A 22,884-nucleotide genomic window follows, 5' to 3' on the forward strand; every position below is an offset into this window, starting at 1 on the left:
GGTGCCCCGCAGCGCCTTAGCCCCCCGGGCCGGCGGGGGCGGCTCCCCGTCCGGAGCCGCGCCGGCGCCTTTTCAGGGGCCCGGCAGCCCACAGGTCCGGCAGCTCACAGGTCCGGCAGGGCCTCCCCGGGCTTCGGCTCGCGCCGGTGCTCCAGCCAGAACAGGTAGCCGCGCAGGTACGCCTCCAGGCCGTCGTCGATGTACGCGACGAAGTCCCGGTGGCCCCGCGCGGCGTCGTGGTAGTGACCCAGGTACTGGGGGTCGGCGTTGTACCCCCAGTGGGGGTGGGTGTCGGCGCCCCAGTCGGCGGCTGTGTCCACGGCCCATGCGCGGACCCGCCCGCGGCCCCGCCACCAGTCGCGGACGGCCTCCACGGTCCAGTGGTCGTCGCCGTCCCAGTTGTAGCCCTGGCAGGGCTCCAGCGAGGCGCCGCACAGCAGGTCGAAGACCTCGCCCCCGTCCGTCGGCTGGCGGAAGACGAACTCGCCTCCGAACCCGCCGCCGTGGTCGTCGTCGTACGAGATGTGGCGGGGGGCGTCCAGGCGGCCGATGGCCAGGCTGTCGGTCTCGCCGGCGTAGAAGGGGCCCGGAACGTTGCGCCAGTTCCGCTCCTCCCACTTCCCGGTGAACATCGCCGCGTCCACGTGCGACCCGGTCTCGGTCAGCCGCCGGGCCGTGGGCAGGGGGTTCCAGTACGAAGGCTCCATCGCGCCATTGTGCTGAGCGGCCGATGAGTTCCTGAGGGCAGGGGAGTCATCCCCTCGTGGAGATGACTCGGCTCGTACTGCCCGGACCCGGACCGGCCGCACCGGACGTGGCGCAGCTGTGCGCCCGGCTGGCGGGGCTCTACCGGGACGGGGCGACCGCGGTGGTGTGCGACGCCGCCGCCGTCACCGCGCCGGGCCTGCGCACCGTCGAGGTGCTGGCCCGGCTGCGGCTCACCGCCGGGGGCCGCCCCTTCCGGGTCGTCGGGGCCGGGCCCGCCCTACGCGCGCTCCTCGGCCTCGTAGGACTCGTCGAGCTGCTCGGGGAGCCCGAAGAGCGGGAACCACCGGGCGGTGTCGAGGAAGGCGTTCAGCCCGGTGATCTTCCCCTCTGACACCTCCAGCACCTGGAGCGCCCACGGGGTCCAGCCCGGCTGCCCGTCCTCGCGCGGCCGGTACTGGCCGAAAGCCGGCATGCCGTTCGCCGTGGTCGGGATCAACCGCGAGCCCTTGCAGCCGATGCCCTGGTTCAGGTGCCAGGCCGCGATGTCCTCGTGGCCCTGGAGCCACAGGTCGAACGGAGGCATCGACAGCACGGCGTCCTCGTGGAGGAGGGCGGTCAGCCGGGAGATGTCGTAGGCCTCGAAGGCGGCGAGGTACTGCTCCAGCAGCTTCGCCTGGTCCCCGTCCAGGGGGTCGAGGGCCTCGCTCTCGCGCACGCGGGTGGCCGCGAGCGTCGCGCGGGCCCGCTGCAGCGCGCTGTTGACCGACGCGACGGTGGTGTCCAGCAGGGTGGCGACCTCGTCGGCCTTCCAGGCCAGCACCTCGCGCAGGATCAGCACCGCCCGCTGCTTGGCCGGCAGGTGCTGGAGCGCGGCGACGAACGCGAGCCGTACCGACTCCTTCGCCAGCGCCGTCTCCGCCGGATCGGCGGTCTGCGGCAGCACCCGCCCGTCGGGCACCGGCTCCAGCCAGGTCACCTCGGGCCGCTCGTTGAGCACGGCCGACGCCTGGTGCTGCGGAGCGCTCAGGTCCATCGGCCGGGCCCGCCTGTTCCCCGCCCTCAACAGGTCCAGGCAGACGTTGGTGGCGATCCGGTACAGCCACGACCGCAGGGAGGACCGCCCCTCGAACTTCTCGAAGCTCCGCCAGGCACGGATGTACGTGTCCTGCACCGCGTCCTCGGCATCGAAGGCCGAGCCGAGCATGCGGTAGCAGTACCCGGTGAGCTCGACGCGGTACCGGTCGAGCGCGGCGTCGAGCTCGGGTGCGAGGCCGGCGGCTTCGGTCATGTCCCTTGATCCCCCTGGTAGTTCCCGATACTCCGGAACCTACCGGACCCCTCTGACAACCGCAGCCCGGCACACGGCCGGGCCCCGCGGCGGACCGTCACCCTCCACCCGCCACCTGGCCCGGACCGCCCCGTCGGCATCCGGCGACACCGCTGGAGATCCGGCCCTCCGCGTCCTGTCAGAGCTCGGATTCCGTTGCGGTACCGGGTCCGGCTTCCGGCGGGGCCTCGTACGCGGGGATGGTCCAGCGCAGGACGGCCTCGCCCGCCCGGTCCTCCAGCGTGACCGGGTACACCTGTCCGTGCGCCCGCTCGCCGCGGTGCCGGACCGAGTGGTCGCCCGGGTCCCAGCCGAGGCCGAGGATCCGGCAGCCGCCGAGCTCGACGTCCCCGGCCAGCAGCGGATGGCCCCAGCCGGCGCGCCGGGCGCGGTGGTGGTCGGTGTGGGGGTCCACGGACACGATCAGGCCGTCGCCGGGCCCTGTCCGGACCCAGTCCTCGATCCGCCCCGCCAGGGCCGCGGCCTCGGCCAGCGGGAGGTCGAGGAAGCCGTGGGGGCCGGAGCCCGTGGGATGCGCGGGTACCGGCTCGCCGCCGAACACCGCCTGGGCCTCCTCCGCGTACCGGCCCCAGTACGTGAGGTCGGCCAGCCCGTCCACGGACTCGCCGCTCAGTCCCTCGAAGCCGTCCAGGGCCCGGGCGTCGCCCAGGACCATGCCGCAGCGGTCGACCGGGAGGTCGCCGAGGGGGACCGGGCCGGGACCGTGCGCCGCGTGGTCCCAGGGGAGGCCGAGGGATATCTCCAGCGCCGAGACCACCGGCTCGCCGTCGAAGGGGGAGGGAGCGGTACGGGCCCGGACCGGCAGCGGCCGGTCCGTGGCGGCCGGGACGGCCACGGCCTCGTAGCCCCACGGCCCGGGCCCGGCGGCATCGCCGTCGTGGAGGTGGCCGCCGCCCGTCGCCGCGACCGCGAAGGCACGTTCCGAACGGGGCGGGTCACCGTCCGGCCGGTGGTCGATCCAGCCGCCCTTGCCCAGCAGGAGCACCCCCGAGGGGGCGTCGACCGTGCCGAGGGGCAGCTCCGGGAGCTCCGGGAGCGTCCACGACGCCGGGGGGCGGAAGTCGCACCAGGTGCCGTCGAAGGGGTAGGCGGCCGCGTCGATGAGCCGGGTGACGCGGACGCCCTCCGCGCGGATGGCGGCGGCCTCGGCCGGCGTCCAGTACACCGGGTGGCCCGTCTTCGCGGCGAAGGACTCCTCGTCCTTCCACTCCCACGCGCGGTCCGGGGTCACCGTGATGTCGAGTTCCTGGTCGGTCACGTGGACGTCCGCGCCGTCCCGGGTGCGGACACGGGATTCGAGGTTCACGTACCAGCTGCGGAACTCCAGCCCCAACGTGAAGCTCCACCACACCGCGTGCCCCGCCCCGGCCGGCTGCAGGATCAGCGCGCCCCCGTGCCGCCACCGGTCCGCCCGCAGCGGGTACGAGCCCTCCGGCGGCAGGTCCCGCAGATGGGTGCCGGGCGGGATGGTGGCGCGCCAGAGCGGGGTGCCCGGGGCCACCCACAGCAGCAGGCCGCCGTCGCCCGACTCCACCACGCGGGCCGGGATGATCATGCTGACCGTGCTGCCGAGTATGAGGTGAATGTTGACTGTCGACATGATCGGCGATCATGCCATCCGCGGGTGAAGGGCCCCGGTGCGCCCGCCCCTCAGCGCGCCGCGAGCGCCGCGATCCGTGCCGAGCGGGCCGCGTGCGACCCGTACAGGGTGATCGTGACGACCCCGGCGACCGCGAGCAGCGCGAGGGTGACCGTGGCCGCCCACCCCGCCGAGTGGTAGGCGAGGGCGCCCAGGGTGCCACCGGCGCTGGAGCCGGCGTAGTACGCCGACTGGTAGAGCGCCGAGGCCTGCGCGCGGCCCGTCTTCGCCGTACGGCTCACCGCGGCGGACGCCACCGCGTGGCCCGCGAAGAAGCCCGCCGTGATCAGGACCAGGCCGAGGAGGATCGCGGTGAGCGACTCCGCGAGGGACAGGAACAGGCCCACCGCCGTCGTGGTCACCGCCAGGTACAGCGCGCCGCGCCGGCCCATCCGGGCCACGAGCTGCCCGGCCGCCGCCGAGGAGACCGTACCGACCAGGTAGACCAGGAAGATCGAGCCGATGAGGCCCTGCCCCAGCGAGAACGGCTCGTCCACCAGGCGGTAGCCGATGACCGTGTACACCGCCCCGAACACGGTCATGAACAGCGCGCCGATCCCGTACAGCCGCAGCAGCAGCGCATCGCGCAGGTGCCCGGCGACGGTACGTCCCACCGCGCGCGGGTTCAGCGAGGCCGCCCGGAAGAACCGGGCCCGGGGGAGGAGCACCAGGAACGCCGCCGCGCAGGCCAGCGACATCAGGCCCACGGTCAGCAGCCCGGCGCGCCAGCCCCAGGCCTGGGCCGCCCAGCCCGTGACGAGGCGGCCGCTCATGCCGCCGATGGAGTTGCCCGCCACGAACAGGCCGATCGCGGCGACCAGCGCCTTCGGCTTCACCTCTTCCGCCAGGTACGCCATCGCGGAGGCCGGGATGCCGGCGATCGCCGCGCCCTGGACGGCGCGCAGCGCGATCAGCCACTCCAGGTTCGGGGCGAAGGGCACGAGGAGGCCGATGCCGACCGCGGTCACCATCGAGCAGGTCATCATCCGGGTCCGGCCGAAGCGCTCCGAGAGCGCACTGAGCGGCAGGACGAACAGCGCGAGCGCGCCGGTGGCCGCGGACACCGTCCAGCTGGCCTGACCCGCCGTCACGCCGAACCCCTCGGAGATCGCGGGCAGCAGCGCCTGGGTGGAGTAGAGGAGGGCGAAGGTGGCCAGTCCGGCGGCGAAGAGCGCGAGGCTGAGGCGGCGGTAGCCGGGACGGCCGGGCTCGTGCGCCTCGGGTGCGGAGGCGGGGAACGACGGGGTGGAGGCACCCGGGATGGCGGGTGCCCCGGTATGAGCGGGAGGCATACGACGACGGTAGAGCCGCCCGTTTCATGCGTCCAATGCACGAATTCGCGATAATCAATCCATCCATGCATCAGCGCAGGTCAGATGGGTGCCTATCGATGAGTCGTTACGAAGAAGACATGGCCGTGACACATGCGCTGGCCCCGCGCCTCGCGTACTTCGTCGCCGTCGCCCGGCACGAGCACGTCACCCGCGCCGCCCACGAGCTGGGCGTTCCCCAGTCGACCCTGTCACGGGCCATGGTCCGCCTCGAACAGGACCTGGGCGTCACGCTGTTCGCCCGCAAGGGCCGTACGGTCGCGCTCACCACCGCCGGCCGCACCTTCCTCGCCTCGGCGGAACGCTCGCTCGCCGAGATCGCCCGCGCCGCCGGCTCCGTGCAGCAGGACGCCGACCCGTCCTTCGGCAAGGTCGCCTTCGGTTTCCTGCACACGCTGGGCCCCGAGACCGTACCCGGCCTGATCCGGGCCTTCCGGGCCGACCACCCCGGCGTACGGTTCTCCCTGGTCCAGAACTACGGCGAGGCCATGCTGGAGCGGCTGCGCGCCGGGGAGCTCGACCTCTGCCTGACCTCACCGCTGCCCGACGCCCCGGACCTGGTGGCCCGCCGGCTCGACGAACAGCGGCTGCGGCTCGTGGTCCCCGACGACCACCGGCTCGCCACGCGCAAGCGGATCCGCCTCGCGGAGGCCGCCGAGGAAACCTTCGTCACCCTGGAGCCGGGCTACGGGCTGCGCCGCATCACCGACGACCTGTGCGCGGAGGCCGGGTTCACTCCCCGGGTCGCCTTCGAGGGGGAGGAGGCGGAGACCCTGCGCGGGCTCGTCGCCGCCGGTCTCGGCGTGGCGCTGCTGCCGCCGCCCGCGGTGGCCCGGCCCGGAGTCGTCGAGCTGACGGTCACCGCCCCGCGCGCGGTCCGCGAGATCGGGGTGGCGTGGCTCGACGGGCACCCGGACACGCCTCCGGTGGCGGAGTTCAAGCGGTTCCTGCTGTCCCGTCGGGGACGGCTCATTCCGGAGCTTCAGCCGGGGGGTGAGTGAGCGGGGCCTGAGGGGCGGCCGAGGCGGCGGAAGCCGTGGTGGCGGCGGAGGCCGCCGCCGCCGTTGCCGACAGCAGGAACCCTGCCTGGAAACGGGACTTGGCCCCCACCGCCCGCATGATCTCGGCGATGTGGCGCTGACAGGTGCGCTCCGACATGCCGAGGCGCCGGGCGATGACCTTGTCCTCCAGTCCCTCCGCCAGGAGCCGCACGATGGTCTGGCGCAGCTCGTCGGAGATGGAACGGGCCTGGTCCGGGCCGACGGTGGTGCTGAAGGGCTCGGCCTCCGCCCAGCAGCGCTCGAAGGTCTGCGCCATGAAGTGGACGACGTTGGGCTCGCGCACCACCAGCGCCGCCTTGATGTCGTCCTGCACCTCCATCAGCCCGGTGTGGCGGTCCACGAGGATCATCCGCATCAAGCCGTCGCCGACGGTACGGACCTGCGAGCCGAGCGCGGTCACCCGCTCCACGTAGGCGGCCGTCGGGCGGGAGTAGCGGGCGGTGTGCTGGTAGAGGGTGCGCATCCGCACGCCCCGGGCCAGCATCGCCTCGTCCCGGACCACCGCCCCGGCCAGGGTCGCCGGGCTGCGGCCGCCGCCCGGATGACAGGTCAGCACCTCGGAGTCGGCCGAGGCGATGAGCTCCCCGATCAGGTCCTGCAGCGCGGCCGGGTCGGTGACCAGCTCCAGGGCGTTCGCCCCGCCCCGGTCGCGCACGTCGGCGCCCGCCTCGTACTCCGGGAGCAGGTCCTCCAGCCGGACGCGCAGCCGGTCCATCTCGTCGTGGGTCTCGCGCGCCCGCAGGGCCAGGGGCGCGAGCGTCCGCGCCACCGCGGCTCGCGGGGACACGGCGCTCCAGCCCCTGCGCGCAGACTCGTCGGGGCGGTCCCCGTCCGCGGCGGAGGCCGGGCGGGAGCGGGGCTGGATCAGGTGTGCCGCCGCGAGTTCGGCGACGGCGGCGCCGACGGATTCGCCGAGCGCCTCGCCGGCCTCCGTCTCGGAGAAGGTGTGCCGCTCGGCCGCGTACGCGTAAAGACGCCGGGCCACGGAGCTCAGTTGGTCCGCTTCATCCGATGGCATATGCATATTCGTCCCGGCTTGTGCCGATGTGTAAACCCCTCGTGTTCCCGCAAGGCACCAAGACGATGCCCTCCGATCTTCGTGAGGATAGGCCGAACCGGCACAGTGGTACCACGGCGTTCTCGGGGGAGGGCGCGGGCATTCTCACGTCCGCGCTTCGCCGACCTGGCAACGCGCCCTCGCGCGGGCGTGTGCCTCAAGGTGGTCGCGCCGGGCCCGCCCGTGTCATCCGACCGGGAGGGGACGGCGCGGCCGGCACGAACGGCCCCGCGCGACCACCACCACATCCGGGCCCCGGGCCCGCGGCCCCTGCCGCCCGCGGCGCCGTGCCGCGCGGCTGCCTTCCGCCGCCCCGCGGCCTTCCGCCGCCCTCAGCCGCTTCCGCCGGGTGTCAGCCGCGCAGGGAACGCCCGTAGCCGGAGGCCAGCGGCATCCGAAGGCCCAGCGGCGGGGGAGCCGCCAACGCGTCGGTGACCGGACGCGAGTAGGGCCCCGAGAACACGGAGCCCAGGACGAAGTCCACGGACAGGGCGACGACTTCGTCCTGGTGCTCGCGCAGGCCGTGCCCGTCGGAGTGCACCTCGAAGCGGCACGTCGTGCGGTTCGCCTTCTTCGCCCGGGTCGCCAGCCGGTACGACAACTCCGGGTCGCTGCGTGCGTCGTTGGTGCCGTGCACGATCAGGACCCGGCGCCCCGAGAGCTGCTTCACCGGTTCGGGGGAGTCCGTTTCGGACTGCGCTGGGAGTGAAGGGGCAAGTGCCAGAACGGAGTTGACGGCCTCGTGGCCGGCCGCGGCGAGCGCCGCCCGGCCGCCCACGTCGTAGCCGGCCAGGCACACCGGGACGTCCCCGTACCGCCGGACCACCTCGTCCGCGGCCCACTGCGCGTCCCCTTCCCGGGTGCCCGCGCCGTGGATGACCTGGTGCGTGACCAGCCCGCCGGCCGCGCCGGCCCGGGCCAGGGCCCGGGCCAGCGGCCGTACCGGACCGGGGGACAATCTGGACGCTCCGGGGAGGAGGAGCACCACACCACTGACCGTTGAGACCGAGCCGTTCGCGCCGGCCGCCCGCCCCAGGCGGGCCCCGCGCGCCGGCGGCGCATGCTGTGCCATGACGGAACAGTCTCAGACGCGGAGGTGTACGCCACCCGTCCGCGCGGTCACTGTTACATATCGGGGGTGGACACCGTCTCACCGCTCTACGCGCGTAGGAGCTAGAGTGCCCAGATGACGAGCGAGACCCCCAACCTGCCCACCCCGGATCAGATCCGACGCTCCCCGAAGGTGCTCCTGCACGACCACCTCGACGGTGGACTGCGCCCCGGGACCATCATCGAGCTGGCCCGTGAGGTCGGCTACGAGAACCTTCCCGAGGCCGACGCCGACAAGCTCGGCATCTGGTTCCGGGAAGCCGCCGACTCCGGTTCCCTCCCGCGCTACCTGGAGACGTTCGCCCACACCTGCGCGGTCATGCAGACGAAGGCGGCCCTCTTCCGGGTGGCCGCCGAGTGTGCCGAGGACCTCGCCGAGGACGGCGTCGTCTACGCGGAGATCCGCTACGCGCCCGAGCAGCACCTGGAAGCCGGCCTGACCCTCGAAGAGGTCGTCGAGACGGTCAACGAGGGCTTCCGCGAGGGCGAGCGCCGTGCGAAGGCCAACGGCCACCGGATCCGCGTCGGCGCGCTGCTGACCGCGATGCGGCACGCGGCCCGCGCGCTGGAGATCGCGGAACTGGCCAACCGCTACCGCGACAACGGCGTCGTCGGCTTCGACATCGCCGGCGCCGAGGCCGGGTTCCCTCCCACCCGCCACCTCGACGCCTTCGAGTACCTCAAGCGCGAGAACAACCACTTCACCATCCACGCGGGCGAGGCCTTCGGTCTGCCGTCGATCTGGCAGGCCCTGCAGTGGTGCGGCGCCGACCGGCTCGGCCACGGCGTGAAGATCATCGATGACATCGAGGTCGCCGCCGACGGTTCCGTGACCCTGGGCCGCCTGGCCTCGTACGTCCGGGACAAGCGGATCCCGCTGGAGATGTGCCCGACGTCGAACCTGCAGACGGGTGCGGCGGTCTCCTACGCCGAACACCCGATCGGTCTGCTGCGGAAACTGCACTTCAGGCTGACCGTCAACACCGACAACCGCTTGATGAGCGGTACCAGCATGAGCCGCGAATTCGAGCACCTGGTCGACACCTTCGGCTACTCGCTCGAGGACATGCAGTGGTTCACGGTCAATGCGATGAAGTCCGCGTTCATTCCTTTCGATGAACGACTGGCCATGATCAACGACGTGATCAAGCCCGGTTATGCGGAGCTGAAGTCGGAATGGCTGTTCCGTCAAACCGCTTCCACCAGCGGTTCCGTCTCGGGCTAGGCCAAGGCGTGACGGACTGAAAGCGCCCGGGAGGGGCAATTCCCGGGCGCTTTCTCGTATTTAATGATGTTTGCGGGAGGGGGTTTGAAGTGACTAGTTTGCGGAGCCGCTCATTTCCCCGTCGCAAGGACGATTCTTCATGAAGCAGTCAGCTGCCAAGACCCTCGGTGTTGCCGCTCTCGGCGCCGCCTTCGCCGCCGTCGCCGCAGGTACCGCCTCGGCCGCCGTCCCCGCCGTCGGTCTCGGTGACGCGCTGGGCACCGTCACGGGTGCCGTCCAGGGCGCGACCAGCCAGCAGCACGTGACCGCCGAAGAGGGTCAGCAGGCCCCCGAGGCGACCGACCCGGCCGCCGCGCTCGGCACGGTGACCGGCCTGCTCGGCGGTCTGCCCACCAGCGGCCTCGGCGCCTGATCCACTCCGGATCCCCTGCCGGATTCGTACGCGACCCGTACGCGATTCGCACGCACGCCCACGCGGCGCACGCCTCTTCGACCAGGTGTGCGCCGCGTCGCGGCATGTGCCAGGATCACCGCCAACTGCCCGCCAAAATCATGGGTATGAGGTTTCGATCATGCGCATCAAGGCACGAACGGCCACGGCCGTGCTGCTCCCCGCCCTGCTGTCCGTGACGGTGGGCTGCGGCGGTACGAAGACCCCGGCATCCGGCAAGAGCCCGGACCCGAAGGGCTCCGCGAGCGCGCCCGGGCAGTCTGCGGGCTCGGCCGGCGCGGGGGCACCCGGCTCCGCCGGCGCGGGCGGGGCCGGTGGTGCGGGCGCCACGGGCGGCACGGCCACCCCCAAGCAGGGTGGCAGCCGGCTGGAGCGCTCCGCCCTGGAACAGGGCGACCTGACCGGCTACCAGATCTCGGCGAACGGAAAGAACCCGAACGCCCCCGACGGTCAGCCGCAGGCGGACCGCAAGGCCTGCCAGCCGCTCGCCGACATCATGGGCGACGAGCCCGACCCGGCGGCGCGCGAGACCGTCAACCGGGGCATCGGATCCCAGAAGCAGATGGGCCTGGCCGTCTCCGCCTCCGTCAGCTCCTACGCCGAGTCCGACGCCAAGGCGCTGATCGCCCGGCTGAAGGGCGCCGTGGCCGCCTGCGCCTCCGGCTTCACCGCCACCGTCGAGAAGCAGAGCGGCGCGTACCGCGACGTGAAGGCGGCCGACTACAAGACGGGCGGCGACGAGAGCGTCAGCTGGACCACGACCGCGGCCGCCGAGGGCGTCACCGCCCAGGTTCACCTGGTCGTCGTGCGCCAGGGCGACACCGTCATGCGTCTCATGGCTCTCAACGTCGCGGGCGGGCGCCAGGCCCCCCAGGTCCCGCACGAGGTCGCGGACAAGCAGCTCCAGAAGGTCCGCTCCGCGCGCTGAATTCCGGGTCCTGCCGACTACCAGCCGGTGGCCGCGGAAGAGGTGCTCGACTTCTCGTTCGGCAGGAGCACCCACAGCGCCAGGTAAAGGAGGAACTGGGGGCCGGGCAGCAGGCACGAGACGACGAAGATGGTCCGCATCGTGTTCGCGGATATTCCGAATCGGCGCGCCAGACCGGCACAGACTCCGCCGATCCATCGTCCGTCACGGGGGCGGGCAAGGGCGCTCATGGTCTCTCCTCGGTCGTCGTGCGGTCCGCGGGAAGTTTTCCCGCGATGCCTCAATACTCCCGCTGGACAGAGGAAAGAACGTCGGTCCAGGGACCGAGCCCGACCCTGGTAATTCTCGGGGTCGGGCCCTGAGAACGCCGCAGCCGGGAGCGCAGGGCCGGGACGACGGCCAGGTGCGCGAGCATCACGCCGAGGGTGTTGAGCAGTACCGAGTCCACGTCGACCACCTGCCCCGGGACAGCCGTCTGGAGCATTTCGATGCCGACCGAGAACAGCGCGCCCGCGGCGGCCGTCCGGGCCAGCGAGGACCACGTGGCGAGCGGCGAAAGCTCCACACGACCGCTGATCAGCGGCAGCAGCACCCCGAGCGGGGCCAGCAGCGCCAGCCCCCCGCCGATCCGGCGGGCGGCCTCCAAAGACCCGTAGGAGAGGTCCGTCCTGATCCCCTCCAGCGGGGTCAGATTGGCCGCCGCCGCCCAGGGCACGTCCAGCGGGCGCAGCATCAGCCAGCCGACGAGGAGGAGGTGGGCGGCCAGCAGGACCCCGGTGAGAACCCGGATCCACAGCTCTACGGCGGCGCTGCCGCGGCCCTTGACACGGTTGCCCTTGAGACGGTGCACGCCAGTGGAGACGCGGGTTCCGGTGCTCGCGGTTCCGGGGAAACCGCCGGTCAGCCGGTGGCGAGCAGCACAATCAGGATGAGCGCGCCGACCACGGCGGGCGCGATGATCTCGTACGACCACGAGACCTTCACGGAGCCCTGGGCGCCGGCCCGCGAGGCGCAGCGCTCGTGCACTTCGCGCAGCTCGTCGACGATCCGGTCGGCGGAGGCCCGGCGCACTTCCTCGTCCGGGGTCTTGGCCTGGCCGTTGCCGAGGCCGAGCCGGCCCGCCTGGCGGCGGTTGGCCTTCTTGCGCTCCCGCAGGGAGACCGCGATGGCCCACATCTGGTACGTCGTCCCCTCCGCCAGCACCTCGGCGGAGAACCGGGCCCGCACGGTGTCGACGGCCGCCCAGGGCAGCTCGATGACCCGGAAGGGGTTGCGCACGCGCAGCCGGTCGTCGTTGGCGAAGACGGCGGGACGGACCGTGAACGCGACGATGACCGGGGCCAGGCACAGCGCGGCGGCGAGGGCGATCCACGGGACGTTCCCGGCGCCCCGCACCACGGCGTCCCCGCAGAGCCACGCGAGCAGGGCGAGCAGTGCCACGCCGGTGACGGTGGCCATCGGGGAACGGTAGACCCGGTCGTCGTACGCCGGCTCTTCGGTGGGCTGATCGCTGCTCATGCGGCAGATTCTGCCTCAAGCCGTCTCAGCCCACGAGATCGGCATACAGGATGATGTTGTCGGGGCGGTGTCCGTCGGTGATCTCGCCGCCGCAGGTGATCACGCGCAGCTCGGGGCGGGCGGTGTTCCCGTAGACCTTGTCGGTGGGGAACCGCTTCTTGTCGACCTGCTCCAGCTCGCGGACGCGGAAGACGGCGGTGCTGCCGTCCTCGCGGGAGACGCTCACCTCGTCGCCGACGCGGACCTTGGAGACGTCCTTGAGGACGGCCGGCCCGCGGGCGGTGTCGAAGTGTCCGATCAGCACGGCGGGACCCGTCTCACCAGGGGTGACGCCCTTGTCGTACCAGCCGATCCTGTCCCCGTCGGCCACGGAGGGCACCTCGACGGTGCCGTCGGCGGCCAGGCCGAGCGACAGCAGCGGCGAGGCGTCGACCCCGGCCGCGGGGATGCGTACGCGTACGGGCACGGAGGCGGGCTTCGGGACGGCCGAGGCCGGGGCCGCCGGGGCGGAGGTGGGCGTGACGGCGGGCGGCGCGGAGGCCGCGGCCGGGGAGGTGGCCGGGGCGGCGGCCTCCGAGGCGGGCGCGGCGCCGCCGCCGCATCCGGCCAGCGCTGCGGCGAGGAGAGCGGTGGCGATCAGCGGCCCGACGGTACGGGTACGGGTACGGCGGGTCATGGCGGGCTCCGGCGGAACGGGCCGAGGCGGGCCACCTGGGGTGGCCCGCCGGAGGCGAGTCGAGATGTGAGCGGGGTGTGCGTCAGCCCTGGCTGCGGCGGCGGCGCAGGACCACGCTCGCGCCGAGCGCACCGAAGACCGCGATCAGACCGGCGCCGGCCGCCACCGTGGTGGTGTTGTCGGTGTCGGCGACCGTCTCGACCGGCAGCTCGGCACCCGCGGCCACGGGGCCCTTGGGGACGACGGTGGTCTGCGCGCCCGTCTGAGGCTTCGGCTTCGGAGCCGGCTTCGTGCCCTGCTCCTCGGTGATCTTGTAGTCGAGCTTGCAGCCCTTGGGGAGCTCGGGGAAGGAGGCGCTCTTGAACGAGGCTTCGTCGGCCTGGTACTTCCACCGGAACACCGGCTTGGCACCGTTCGGGTTGTCGATGCGCAGGTAGTCCGACTTCGGGGAGGTGGGGTGAGTGCGGTCCAGGGTCACCGTGTAGGGCGCCCCCTCAAGGTTGTTCACGACCGCCTTCGGACCCTTGGGGGACATCGTCAGGTCTGCGGCCCTGTACTCGCCGAGCCGCACCGTCTTGACCTCGGAGACACAGGAGCCGGCCTCGGTGGCCCTGCCCTTCGGAAGCGGGAACGACGTGGTCTTGCCGCTCTCGCTCTCGAACACGGTGAGGACCGGCTGGGCCGAGTCCGCCTTGGTGAGGGTGAAGGTCGTCCCCTGCTTCGTGACAGTGGTGTGCTTGCGGTCGAGAGACGCAATCGCCTTCGGGTGGACGGTGCCGTCCCCGAGCACGGCGAAGATCTTGACGGAGGGCGCCTCCGTCGCGGAGTTGATCATGTCGGCGACCAGGCTCTTGCTGAGGGTGACCCGCGTGGCCTTGGACGCAACCGCCTCCGTCGAGGTCGCTGCCTGCGAGCCGACCGCCGCGAAGGCGGCACCGGCGGCGGGTGCGAGCAGTGCGCCGGCGAGCGCGGCGGTGACGATCGAGGTGCGGAGGGCGGTACGCATAACGACTCCAGAAGCGTGGGTGAGGAAGACGGAGGAGAGTCGCATGCCGCGTTGAGTCTGTTCGGTCGGGTTCACCGGGTCAGGTGTGGCGGGGCTGCTGAGAAAGAATGTACGGATCGTGTACGTGTGAAAGATCCGCTTCCTGTCATGGCCGCGTAACAGCAAACGGGGTGTCCGATTCCGAATGAATCGGGGGGAGGGGGTGACAGGTCGCTACGCGCGTAGATATGCTCATGTGGTGACCATGCCCACCACCCTCACCGCATTCGCTGACGTGACGACGTCCGACAGTGCGCTGCGCCGCTTCCTGCACGGGCTGCCCGGCGTCGACGCTGTCGGCCTGGAGGCCCGCGCGGCCTCCCTCGGCACCCGCTCGATCAAGACGACGGCCAAGGCGTACGCCATCGACCTCGCCATCTCGATGATCGACCTGACGACGCTGGAAGGCGCGGATACCCCGGGCAAGGTCCGGGCGCTCTCCGCCAAGGCAGCCAACCCCGATCCGACCGACCGCACCACGCCCATGACGGCCGCCGTCTGCGTGTACCCCGACATGGTGGCCACCGCCAAGGCCGCCCTGAACGGCGCCGACGTCAAGGTCGCCTCCGTCGCCACCGCCTTCCCGGCCGGCCGCGCTGCCCTGCCCGTCAAGCTCGCCGACACGGCCGACGCCGTGGCCGCCGGCGCCGACGAGATCGACATGGTCATCGACCGTGGCGCCTTCCTCGCCGGCCGCTACCTCGAGACCTACGAGCTGATCCGCTCCGTCAAGGCGGCCTGCGTCCGCCCCGACGGCAGCGCGGCGCGGCTCAAGGTGATCTTCGAGACCGGCGAGCTGTCCACGTACGACAACATCCGCCGCGCCTCCTGGATCGGCATGATGGCCGGGGCCGACTTCATCAAGACGTCCACCGGCAAGGTCGGGGTCAACGCGACGCCCGCGAACACGCTCCTCATGCTCGAGGCCGTCCGCGACTTCAAGGCGCAGACTGGAATCCAGATCGGCGTGAAGCCGGCCGGCGGCATCCGGACCACCAAGGACGCGATCAAGTTCCTGGTCCTGGTCAACGAGACCGTGGGCGAAGACTGGCTGTCCAACCACTGGTTCCGCTTCGGAGCCTCCAGCCTGCTCAACGACCTGTTGATGCAGCGCCAGAAGCTGAGCACCGGCCGCTACTCCGGTCCCGACTACGTGACGGTGGACTGAGACCATGAAGACGCAGACATCCGCATTCGAGTACGCTCCCGCCCCCGAGTCGCGCTCCGTCGTCGACATCGCCCCCTCCTACGGGCTGTTCATCGACGGCGAGTTCACCGACGCCGCCGACGGCAAGGTCTTCAAGACCGTCTCCCCGGCCTCCGAGGAGGTCCTCGCCGAGATCGCGCAGGCCGGCGCCGCCGACGTGGACCGCGCGGTGAAGGCCGCCCGCAAGGCCTTCGAGAAGTGGTCCGCGCTGCCCGGCTCCGAGCGCGCCAAGTACCTCTTCCGCATCGCCCGGATCATCCAGGAGCGCAGCCGCGAGCTGGCCGTCCTGGAGACCCTCGACAACGGCAAGCCGATCCGGGAGACCCGCGACGCGGACCTCCCGCTCGTCGCCGCGCACTTCTTCTACTACGCGGGCTGGGCCGACAAGCTCGACCACGCGGGCTACGGCGCCAATCCGCGCCCCCTCGGCGTGGCCGGGCAGGTCATCCCGTGGAACTTCCCGCTGATGATGCTCGCCTGGAAGATCGCCCCGGCGCTCGCCACGGGCAACACGGTCGTCCTCAAGCCGGCCCAGACGACCCCGCTCTCCGCGCTCTTCTTCGCGGACATCTGCCGCCAGGCGGGCCTGCCCAAGGGCGTCGTCAACATCCTCACCGGGTACGGGGACGCGGGCGCGGCCCTCGTCGAGCACCCGGACGTGAACAAGGTCGCCTTCACGGGCTCCACCGCCGTCGGCAAGGCCATCGCGCGCCAGGTCGCCGGTACCTCCAAGAAGGTCACCCTGGAGCTGGGCGGCAAGGGCGCCAACATCGTCTTCGACGACGCCCCCATCGACCAGGCCGTCGAGGGCATCGTCAGCGGCATCTTCTTCAACCAGGGCCAGGTCTGCTGTGCGGGCTCGCGCCTCCTGGTCCAGGAGTCGATCCACGACGAGCTGATCGACTCGCTCAAGCGCCGGCTGACCACGCTGCGCCTGGGCGACCCGCTCGACAAGAACACCGACATCGGCGCGATCAACTCCGCCGAGCAGCTCGCCCGGATCACCGCCCTCGCGGACACCGGCGAGGCGGAGGGCGCCGAGCGCTGGTCGGCGCCGTGCGAACTGCCGAACGCCGGCTACTGGTTCGCCCCGACGCTCTTCACGAACGTCTCCCAGTCGCACACGGTGGCCCGCGACGAGATCTTCGGCCCGGTGCTGTCCGTGCTGACCTTCCGTACGCCCGACGAGGCCGTCGCGAAGGCCAACAACAGCCAGTACGGCCTGTCCGCCGGCATCTGGACGGAGAAGGGCAGCCGCATCCTCGCGGTCGCCGACAAGCTCCGCGCGGGTGTGGTGTGGGCCAACACGTTCAACAAGTTCGACCCGACCTCGCCCTTCGGCGGCTACAAGGAGTCGGGCTTCGGGCGCGAAGGCGGCCGTCACGGCCTGGAGGGCTACCTCGATGTCTGATTCCCCGACGCAGACGCGTCTGAGCGTCTTCAAGACCTACAAGCTGTACGTCGGGGGCAAGTTCCCCCGCTCCGAGAGCGGCCGGGTGTACGAGGTGAGTGACTCGAAGGGCAAGTGGCTGGCCAACGCCCCCCTGTCCTCCCGCAAGGACGCCCGCGACGCGGTCGTCGCCGCGCGCAAGGCCTTCGGCGGCTGGTCGAGCGCGACCGCGTACAACCGCGGCCAGATCCTCTACCGCGTAGCCGAGATGCTGGAGGGCCGCCGCGAGCAGTTCGTCCGCGAGGTCGGCGAGGCGGAGGGCCTGTCCAAGTCGAAGGCCGCCGCCGCCGTGGACGCGGCCATCGACCGCTGGGTCTGGTACGCCGGCTGGACCGACAAGATCGGCCAGATCGTGGGCGGGGCCAACCCGGTCGCGGGCCCGTTCTTCAACCTCTCCACCTCCGAGCCGACCGGCGTGGTCACGGTCGTCGCCCCGCAGGACTCGTCCTTCCTCGGACTGGTCTCCGTGATCGCCCCGGTGATCGCCACCGGCAACACGGTCGTCGTCATCGCCTCGGAGAAGGCGCCGCTCCCGGCGCTCTCCCTCGGCGAGGTGCTGGCCACCTCCGACCTGCCCGGCGGCGTGGTCAACATCCTGTCCGGCAAGGCCGCCGAGATGGGCCCGCACCTGGCGTCCCACCAGGACGTCAACGCGATCGACCTGGCGGGCGCCGACGAGGCGCTGGCCAAGGAGCTGGAGATCGCGGCCGCGGACAACCTCAAGCGCGTCCTGCGTCCACAGCCTGTGGACGACTGGAGCGCGGACCCGGGCACGGCGCGCATGACGGCGTTCCTGGAGACCAAGACCGTCTGGCACCCGACCGGGTCGCTGGGCGCGGGCGGCTCCTCGTACTAGAGGACCCTCCCCCCGAAGACCGGCCCCGGCAGCGTCCCCCGCGCTGCCGGGGCCTTCTCGTGCCTACTGCTTGGGGAGCACCGGTCCGAGCAGCGAGGAGACCGCGGCGGTGGGCAGCTCGCCGACCGACGGCCCCTGGGTCAGGATGCCCGTGACCATGCCGGTGCCGACGGACGGGAAATCCGCGACCTTGGTGGCCACGCCGTTGTCGAGGGGGTCCACGCCGGTGTGGGCCAGCGGATTCACCTTGAGGTTCGAGACCGGGTCGGAGACACCGGCGAGGGCCGCCGGAACATCGAGCTCACCGGCCTGCGCACCGCCCGCGGCCATCGCGAGGGCCGCGCCGGCCATCGAGAGGGTCAGGCCCGCGCTGCGGAGTCGGTTCGGTACGGAAGGGGCTGCGTGACGTGCCATGAGGATCCCGCCTGGGGTCGTAGTCGCGTGCGCACGCAGCGTAGTGGAGGTGTGATTCTGGATACCAACCCGTCCCCGGGAGGATCCCCTACGCGGGGTAATGCTTCACACTGGTGTCCCGTGAGCCGTTCTTCTCCCCTGCCTACGCGCGTCGTGCTGTTGACCGGGCCCTCGGGCTCCGGCAAGTCCTCGCTGGCCGCCCGTTCGGGCCTGCCCGTCCTGCGCCTGGACGACTTCTACAAGGAGGGTGACGACCCGACCCTGCCGCTGGTCGAGGGCAGCTCCGACATCGACTGGGACTCCCCGCTGTCGTGGGACGCCGAGGTCGCCGTCGCGGCCGTCGAGGAACTGTGCCGCACCGGCCGCACCGAGGTCCCGGTGTACGACATCGCGACCAGTTCCCGCACCGGCACCGAGACGCTGGACATCTCCCGGACACCGCTGTTCATCGCGGAGGGGATCTTCGCGGCGGACGTCGTCGGGCGGTGCCAGGAGCTCGGACTGCTGGCGGACGCGATCTGCCTGCGCGGGCGGCCCAGCACCACCTTCCGGCGCCGGCTGGCCCGTGATCTGCGCGAGGGCCGCAAGTCGGTGCCGATGCTCCTGCGGCGGGGATGGCGGCTGATGCGGGCCGAGCGCGGGATCGTGGCCCGGCACACCGCGCTGGGAGCCCACGCGTGCGGCCGGGACGAGGCCCTGGGCCGGCTGGCCGCCGCAGCGGCGGGGCGGCACCGGGCTGTGGCTCCGGCATAACCGGCCGGATCGCGGGTGCGGCGCCGTTGCCGGGGACGCTGCCCCCGGACCCCCGCGCCTCACACGCCGACGGGGCTGGATCCTGGCTGTGGAACGTGACGCTGCGGAACGTGAAAAGGCGGGACCCTGCGGACCCCCGGCCGCATGATCCCGCCTTTTTCCCCCGCGGCCCCCGCCCCACCCCCGTAGGACGGGCCCCCTGGCCCGATGGTCTGTGTGGCCGCCCTTACGCGACCAGGTCCTCGAAGGACTCCGACTCGTCGCGGCCGAAGCTCAGCGCCTCGTCCTCGCGCATCCGCCGCAGCGAACGCCAGATGCTCGACTTCACCGTGCCGACGCTGATGCCCAGGATCTCCGCGATCTCCGGGTCGGTGCGGCCCTCGTAGTACCGGAGCACCAGCATCGTGCGCTGCGGCTCCGGGATGCGGGTGAGCGCCTGCCACAGCACGGCACGCAGCTCCGTACCGCCCATGGCGTCCGTGTCCGAGGCCGTCTCCGGCAGTTCTTCCGTCGGGTACTCGTTGAGCTTGCGGCGGCGCCAGGCGCTGATGTGCAGGTTCGTCATCGTGCGGCGCAGGTACCCGCCGACGGCGGCCTTGTCGCTGATGCGGTCCCAGGCGCGGTACGTGGAGAACAGCGCGGTCTGCAGCAGGTCCTCGGCCTCGTAGCGGTCGCCGGTCAGGTGGAAGGCCGTCGCGTAGAGGGCGGCCCGCCGCTCCTGGACGTACGCCGTGAACTCGGCTTCGTTGGAGGAGTCCGGGACGTCCGGGGAGCCCGCCGTGCGCTGGGCGGGGACGGTGGGGCGCTCGTAGGTCTTCGCGTCGATGGCCACCACGTGCGCCGGCCGCCGCGAAGGGGCCGTCGCCGTACGGATTGCCGTGCGGCGGTTCACATCGTGCAGCCGCGTGACAACCGCGCTGGTGCTGGTGCTGTGCAGCGTGTTCATCTCGCGCCCCCCGTCGTGGAGTCTGTCTGGTCCGTTGCCAAGAAGACTGCCCGCCCGAGATAACCGGGGTGTCCTTCGACTGTCACAGGCCTGTCACAGGAGAGCCGGGAAGAGCCCCGCCCGGATTGGAGGCGCCGGGCGGTCGAAGTCCCGAGGGGCGATGGGACAGAATGAGCCCGTGCCTTTCCTGTTGCTCATCGAGGACGACGACGCCATCCGCACGGCCCTCGAACTCTCCCTGTCACGCCAGGGCCACCGTGTGGCCACCGCGGCGACGGGCGAGGACGGCCTCAAACTGCTGCGCGAGCAGCGGCCCGACCTGATCGTGCTCGACGTCATGCTGCCCGGCATCGACGGCTTCGAGGTGTGCCGGCGCATCCGGCGCACCGACCAGCTGCCGATCATCCTGCTCACCGCGCGCAACGACGACATCGACGTGGTCGTCGGCCTGGAGTCGGGAGCGGACGACTACGTCGTCAAGCCCGTCCAGGGACGCGTGCTCGACGCCCGCATCAGGGCCGTGCTGCGCCGCGGCGAGCGCGAGGCCACCGACTCCGCCGTCTTCGGCTCGCTGGTCATCGACCGCAACGCCATGACGGTGACGAAGAACGGCGAGGACCTCCAGCTCACCCCGACCGAGCTGCGGCTGCTGCTGGAGCTCAGCCGCCGCCCCGGCCAGGCGCTCTCCCGCCAGCAGCTGCTGCGGCTGGTGTGGGAGCACGACTACCTCGGCGACTCGCGCCTCGTCGACGCCTGCGTGCAGCGGCTGCGCGCCAAGGTCGAGGAAGTGCCCTCCTCGCCCACCCTGATCCGTACCGTGCGGGGCGTCGGCTACCGACTGGACTCCCCGCAGTGATCAGAGCCCTGTTCGCGGGCCGGCGCTGGACCAGCCTGCGGCTGCGGCTCCTCGTCGTGTTCGCCCTGGTCGCGCTGACCGCCGCCGTCTCCGCGTCCGGGATCGCGTACTGGCTCAACCGCGAGGCCGTCCTGACCCGGACCCAGGACGCCGCCCTCGGCGACTTCCGGCAGGAGATGCAGAACCGGGCCGCGGCGCTGCCCGCCGACCCGACGCAGGAGGAACTGCAGCACACCGCCGAGATGATGGCGGGCAGCAGCCCCGGCTACAGCGTGCTGCTCGTGGACGGGAAGGACGGCCACAAGGTGGCCGGTACCGCCGGTCCCGACGCCTTCTCACTGGCCGACGTCCCCAAGTCGCTCCAGCACGCCGTCGACGACCGGCAGAAGACCACCTCGGCCAACGACGCCGAGTACCACGTGTACTGGCAGCGGACGAAGCCGAACGGGAACCCGTACCTGGTCGGCGGCACCCGGATCGTGGGCGGCGGCCCGACCGGCTACATGTACAAGTCCCTCGCCCAGGAGCGCGACGACCTCAACGCCCTGGCCTGGTCGCTGACCATCGCCACCGGCCTCGCGCTGCTCGGGTCCGCGCTGCTCGCGCAGGCCGCGGCCCGTACGGTCCTCAAGCCCGTGCAGCGCCTCGGCGACGCGGCGCGCCGGCTCGGCGAGGGGGAGCTGGACCACCGGCTGGAGGTGTCCGGGACGGACGAACTCGCCGACCTGGCCCACACCTTCAACAAGACGGCGGAGGCGCTGGAGAAGAAGGTCGCCGACATGAGCGCGCGGGAGGAGTCCAGCCGGCGGTTCGTCGCGGACATGTCCCACGAACTGCGCACGCCGCTGACGGCGTTGACGGCGGTTGCCGAGGTGCTGGAGGACGAGGTCGACGACCTCGATCCGATGATCGCACCGGCGGTGGGTCTGGTCGTGAGCGAGACCAGGCGGCTGAACGACCTCGTGGAGAACCTCATGGAGGTCACCCGCTTCGACGCGGGAACGGCGCGGCTGGTGCTGGACGACGTGGACGTCGCCGACCAGGTGACGGCGTGCATCGACACGCGGGCGTGGCTCGACGCGGTCGAACTCGACGCGGAGCGCGGCATCGTGGCGCGGCTCGACCCGCGGCGGCTCGACGTGATCCTGGCCAACCTGATCGGCAACGCACTCAAGCACGGCGGATCGCCGGTACGGGTCTCCATCCGGGTGGAGGGGGACTGGCTGGTCATCGCCGTACGGGACAACGGGCCGGGCATCCCCGAGGCCGTACTGCCGCACGTCTTCGACCGGTTCTACAAGGCGAGCGCGTCGCGGCCGAAGTCGGACGGCAGCGGGCTCGGCCTGTCCATCGCGATGGAGAACGCGCACATCCACGGCGGCGACATCACCGCGGAGAACGGGGCGGAGGGCGGTGCGCTGTTCACGCTGCGGCTGCCGGTGGACGTGGGGAAGGTGATCGCCGGTGACGACGAGGCGTAGGACGGCGGAGGGCGGAGCGGCGGTGTCCGGCACGACGGGGCCCGGCACGGCGGTGCGTGGCGCGAGGAGGCGTGGCGCGAGGAGGCGTGGCGCGAGGAGGCGTGGCGCGACGGCCGCGGTGGCTGTCCTGAGCCTGCTGTCCCTGGGCGTTCTGTCGGGGTGCGGGATCCGCGCCACCACCGTGCCGGTGGACGTCGGTCCGGCGCCCTCGCGGGTCTCGTGCAAGACCCCGACGGGGACGCCGGCCGGAACGGGCGGGGTGCAGGGCATCCGGGCCACGGTGGAACTGGTCTGCGGGGCGCAGCTGGTGGGCGTCCAGCGGGTGGTGCCGGTGCCGGAGAAGCGGCCGGCGCGGGACGTGGCGGTGCTCGTCACCCAGGCCCTGCTGGAAGTGCTCCAGCGGGAACCGTCGGCGGAGGAGCGCGAGGCAGGCTTCACGACCGAGGTGCCGGCCCTGCTGGCGGCCTCGGCGCCGCGGCCGGGCGATCCGCAGGGCACGGTGCGGCTGAGCCGCAAGCCCGAGGACCTGCCTCCGGTGGCGTTGTCGCAGCTCGTCTGCACCCTCGCGGAGAGCGACGCGGTGTCGTCGGGACCGGGCCCGGTGGTCCTGGGCGGTCCCGACGCGGATCCGCCGCGGGCCTGGGAGTGCACGGACGCCGTCCGCTCCCGCCCGGAGGCGGTCCCGACGCTGGGCGACGTGGTGCGCCCGTCGGCGAGCCCGGCTCCGAGCCCTTCCTGACGCGCCGCTGCGCCGGCCTCCGGCCGGCGGGGCCGTACGCGGTCGGATACGGCGTCGGCCCCCCGGGCCGGTGGCTCGGGGGGCC

General features: G+C 72.2%; 25 protein-coding genes. 12 read left to right on the top strand and 13 right to left on the bottom strand.

All coding sequences use genetic code 11. From position 1 onward, the window contains the following. Positions 1–104: 104 nt before the first annotated feature. Entirely contained in the window at positions 105–707 is a 603-nt protein-coding gene (locus tag ABZY57_RS23245) for a ferredoxin (RefSeq protein ID WP_356514844.1), read from the bottom strand. Positions 708–769: 62 nt separating this feature from the next. Here ABZY57_RS23245 and ABZY57_RS23250 point away from each other — a divergent pair, with 62 nt between their 5' ends. Continuing rightward, complete coding sequence (locus ABZY57_RS23250; protein WP_356514846.1) at positions 770–1,099, top strand: STAS domain-containing protein; 330 nt, start codon at positions 770–772, stop codon at positions 1,097–1,099. On the opposite strand, the gene ABZY57_RS23255 is transcribed toward ABZY57_RS23250, so the two are convergent. The 3 genes from ABZY57_RS23255 to ABZY57_RS23265 all read right to left on the bottom strand — a co-directional run bounded on the left by ABZY57_RS23255 (position 986) and on the right by ABZY57_RS23265 (position 4,987). Continuing rightward, positions 986–1,996: a sigma-70 family RNA polymerase sigma factor gene (locus tag ABZY57_RS23255; RefSeq protein WP_356514848.1), complete on the bottom strand. Its 1,011-nt coding sequence runs from the start codon at positions 1,994–1,996 to the stop codon at positions 986–988. The genes ABZY57_RS23250 and ABZY57_RS23255 overlap by 114 nt on opposite strands. 178 nt (positions 1,997–2,174) lie before the next feature. Next, positions 2,175–3,656, bottom strand: a complete 1,482-nt coding sequence (locus tag ABZY57_RS23260) for a DUF402 domain-containing protein (protein WP_356514850.1) — start codon at positions 3,654–3,656, stop codon at positions 2,175–2,177. A gap of 50 nt (positions 3,657–3,706) precedes the next feature. Continuing rightward, complete coding sequence (locus ABZY57_RS23265; protein WP_356514852.1) at positions 3,707–4,987, bottom strand: MFS transporter; 1,281 nt, start codon at positions 4,985–4,987, stop codon at positions 3,707–3,709. A gap of 98 nt (positions 4,988–5,085) precedes the next feature. Here ABZY57_RS23265 and ABZY57_RS23270 point away from each other — a divergent pair, with 98 nt between their 5' ends. Continuing rightward, on the top strand, positions 5,086–6,027 hold the full coding sequence (locus tag ABZY57_RS23270; protein ID WP_356514854.1) for a LysR family transcriptional regulator: 942 nt from the start codon (positions 5,086–5,088) through the stop codon (positions 6,025–6,027). On the opposite strand, the gene ABZY57_RS23275 is transcribed toward ABZY57_RS23270, so the two are convergent. Together ABZY57_RS23275 and ABZY57_RS23280 are read right to left on the bottom strand one after the other, a co-directional pair. Then, on the bottom strand, positions 5,996–7,072 hold the full coding sequence (locus ABZY57_RS23275) for a LuxR C-terminal-related transcriptional regulator (RefSeq protein ID WP_356514856.1): 1,077 nt from the start codon (positions 7,070–7,072) through the stop codon (positions 5,996–5,998). The two genes, ABZY57_RS23270 and ABZY57_RS23275, sit on opposite strands and share 32 nt — an antisense overlap. A 424-nt stretch (positions 7,073–7,496) precedes the next feature. Next, positions 7,497–8,216 (bottom strand): alpha/beta hydrolase, encoded by a 720-nt coding sequence (locus ABZY57_RS23280; RefSeq protein ID WP_356514858.1) that lies wholly within the window; start codon positions 8,214–8,216, stop codon positions 7,497–7,499. Between the two features lie 114 nt (positions 8,217–8,330). Between ABZY57_RS23280 and ABZY57_RS23285 the strand changes: the two genes are divergently transcribed. From ABZY57_RS23285 to ABZY57_RS23295, 3 genes are all read left to right on the top strand, one after another. Then, positions 8,331–9,479 carry an adenosine deaminase gene (locus ABZY57_RS23285; protein WP_356514860.1) on the top strand — a complete coding sequence of 383 codons (1,149 nt, stop codon included), beginning with the start codon at positions 8,331–8,333 and terminating at the stop codon, positions 9,477–9,479. 139 nt (positions 9,480–9,618) lie between these two features. Then, the gene (locus ABZY57_RS23290) at positions 9,619–9,891 is read left to right on the top strand and encodes a hypothetical protein (protein WP_356514862.1); all 273 of its coding nucleotides are present in this window, start codon (positions 9,619–9,621) and stop codon (positions 9,889–9,891) included. Positions 9,892–10,051: 160 nt separating this feature from the next. Next, positions 10,052–10,858: a hypothetical protein gene (locus ABZY57_RS23295; protein ID WP_356514864.1), complete on the top strand. Its 807-nt coding sequence runs from the start codon at positions 10,052–10,054 to the stop codon at positions 10,856–10,858. Between the two features lie 17 nt (positions 10,859–10,875). Here the strand turns inward: ABZY57_RS23295 and ABZY57_RS23300 are convergent, their stop codons facing one another. The 5 genes from ABZY57_RS23300 to ABZY57_RS23320 all read right to left on the bottom strand — a co-directional run bounded on the left by ABZY57_RS23300 (position 10,876) and on the right by ABZY57_RS23320 (position 14,058). Further along, positions 10,876–11,088 carry a PspC domain-containing protein gene (locus ABZY57_RS23300; RefSeq protein ID WP_356514866.1) on the bottom strand — a complete coding sequence of 71 codons (213 nt, stop codon included), beginning with the start codon at positions 11,086–11,088 and terminating at the stop codon, positions 10,876–10,878. Between the two features lie 50 nt (positions 11,089–11,138). Further along, positions 11,139–11,654: a VanZ family protein gene (locus ABZY57_RS23305; RefSeq protein ID WP_356514891.1), complete on the bottom strand. Its 516-nt coding sequence runs from the start codon at positions 11,652–11,654 to the stop codon at positions 11,139–11,141. A 104-nt stretch (positions 11,655–11,758) separates the two neighbouring features. After that, positions 11,759–12,376: a PH domain-containing protein gene (locus ABZY57_RS23310; protein WP_356514868.1), complete on the bottom strand. Its 618-nt coding sequence runs from the start codon at positions 12,374–12,376 to the stop codon at positions 11,759–11,761. 25 nt (positions 12,377–12,401) lie between these two features. Continuing rightward, positions 12,402–13,052, bottom strand: coding sequence for a class F sortase (locus tag ABZY57_RS23315; protein WP_356514870.1), 651 nt, complete (start codon positions 13,050–13,052; stop codon positions 12,402–12,404). A gap of 82 nt (positions 13,053–13,134) precedes the next feature. After that, entirely contained in the window at positions 13,135–14,058 is a 924-nt protein-coding gene (locus ABZY57_RS23320; RefSeq protein WP_356514872.1) for a hypothetical protein, read from the bottom strand. A gap of 244 nt (positions 14,059–14,302) precedes the next feature. Here ABZY57_RS23320 and deoC point away from each other — a divergent pair, with 244 nt between their 5' ends. Genes deoC through ABZY57_RS23335 form a run of 3 tightly spaced genes read left to right on the top strand, consistent with a single transcriptional unit; the run spans position 14,303 to position 17,610 of the window. Beyond that, a complete protein-coding gene (gene deoC, locus ABZY57_RS23325; protein ID WP_356514892.1) occupies positions 14,303–15,265 on the top strand; it encodes a deoxyribose-phosphate aldolase in 963 nt (320 codons plus the stop codon). A gap of 4 nt (positions 15,266–15,269) precedes the next feature. After that, positions 15,270–16,715 (top strand): aldehyde dehydrogenase family protein, encoded by a 1,446-nt coding sequence (locus ABZY57_RS23330; protein ID WP_356514874.1) that lies wholly within the window; start codon positions 15,270–15,272, stop codon positions 16,713–16,715. After that, positions 16,708–17,610 carry an aldehyde dehydrogenase family protein gene (locus tag ABZY57_RS23335; RefSeq protein ID WP_356514876.1) on the top strand — a complete coding sequence of 301 codons (903 nt, stop codon included), beginning with the start codon at positions 16,708–16,710 and terminating at the stop codon, positions 17,608–17,610. The genes ABZY57_RS23330 and ABZY57_RS23335 overlap by 8 nt, the downstream gene beginning before the upstream one ends. Before the next feature lie 63 nt (positions 17,611–17,673). On the opposite strand, the gene ABZY57_RS23340 is transcribed toward ABZY57_RS23335, so the two are convergent. Continuing rightward, positions 17,674–18,024, bottom strand: coding sequence for a hypothetical protein (locus tag ABZY57_RS23340; RefSeq protein ID WP_356514878.1), 351 nt, complete (start codon positions 18,022–18,024; stop codon positions 17,674–17,676). Between the two features lie 54 nt (positions 18,025–18,078). On the opposite strand from ABZY57_RS23340, the gene ABZY57_RS23345 reads away from it, so the two are divergent. Beyond that, entirely contained in the window at positions 18,079–18,777 is a 699-nt protein-coding gene (locus ABZY57_RS23345; RefSeq protein WP_356514894.1) for a uridine kinase, read from the top strand. 226 nt (positions 18,778–19,003) lie between these two features. Here ABZY57_RS23345 and ABZY57_RS23350 read toward each other — a convergent pair whose 3' ends face one another. Next, on the bottom strand, positions 19,004–19,723 hold the full coding sequence (locus ABZY57_RS23350; RefSeq protein WP_356514880.1) for a SigE family RNA polymerase sigma factor: 720 nt from the start codon (positions 19,721–19,723) through the stop codon (positions 19,004–19,006). Positions 19,724–19,901: 178 nt separating this feature from the next. On the opposite strand from ABZY57_RS23350, the gene afsQ1 reads away from it, so the two are divergent. The 3 genes from afsQ1 to ABZY57_RS23365 all read left to right on the top strand — a co-directional run bounded on the left by afsQ1 (position 19,902) and on the right by ABZY57_RS23365 (position 22,799). Continuing rightward, on the top strand, positions 19,902–20,579 hold the full coding sequence (gene afsQ1, locus ABZY57_RS23355) for a two-component system response regulator AfsQ1 (RefSeq protein WP_243333801.1): 678 nt from the start codon (positions 19,902–19,904) through the stop codon (positions 20,577–20,579). Beyond that, positions 20,576–22,060, top strand: a complete 1,485-nt coding sequence (locus ABZY57_RS23360; RefSeq protein ID WP_356514882.1) for a HAMP domain-containing sensor histidine kinase — start codon at positions 20,576–20,578, stop codon at positions 22,058–22,060. Before afsQ1 ends, ABZY57_RS23360 begins: the two co-directional genes overlap by 4 nt. Before the next feature lie 118 nt (positions 22,061–22,178). Next, a complete protein-coding gene (locus ABZY57_RS23365; RefSeq protein ID WP_356514884.1) occupies positions 22,179–22,799 on the top strand; it encodes a hypothetical protein in 621 nt (206 codons plus the stop codon). Positions 22,800–22,884 lie beyond the last annotated feature (85 nt).

The sequence above is a fragment of the Streptomyces sp. NPDC006450 genome (genome assembly GCF_040612195.1).
Taxonomy (GTDB): domain Bacteria; phylum Actinomycetota; class Actinomycetes; order Streptomycetales; family Streptomycetaceae; genus Streptomyces.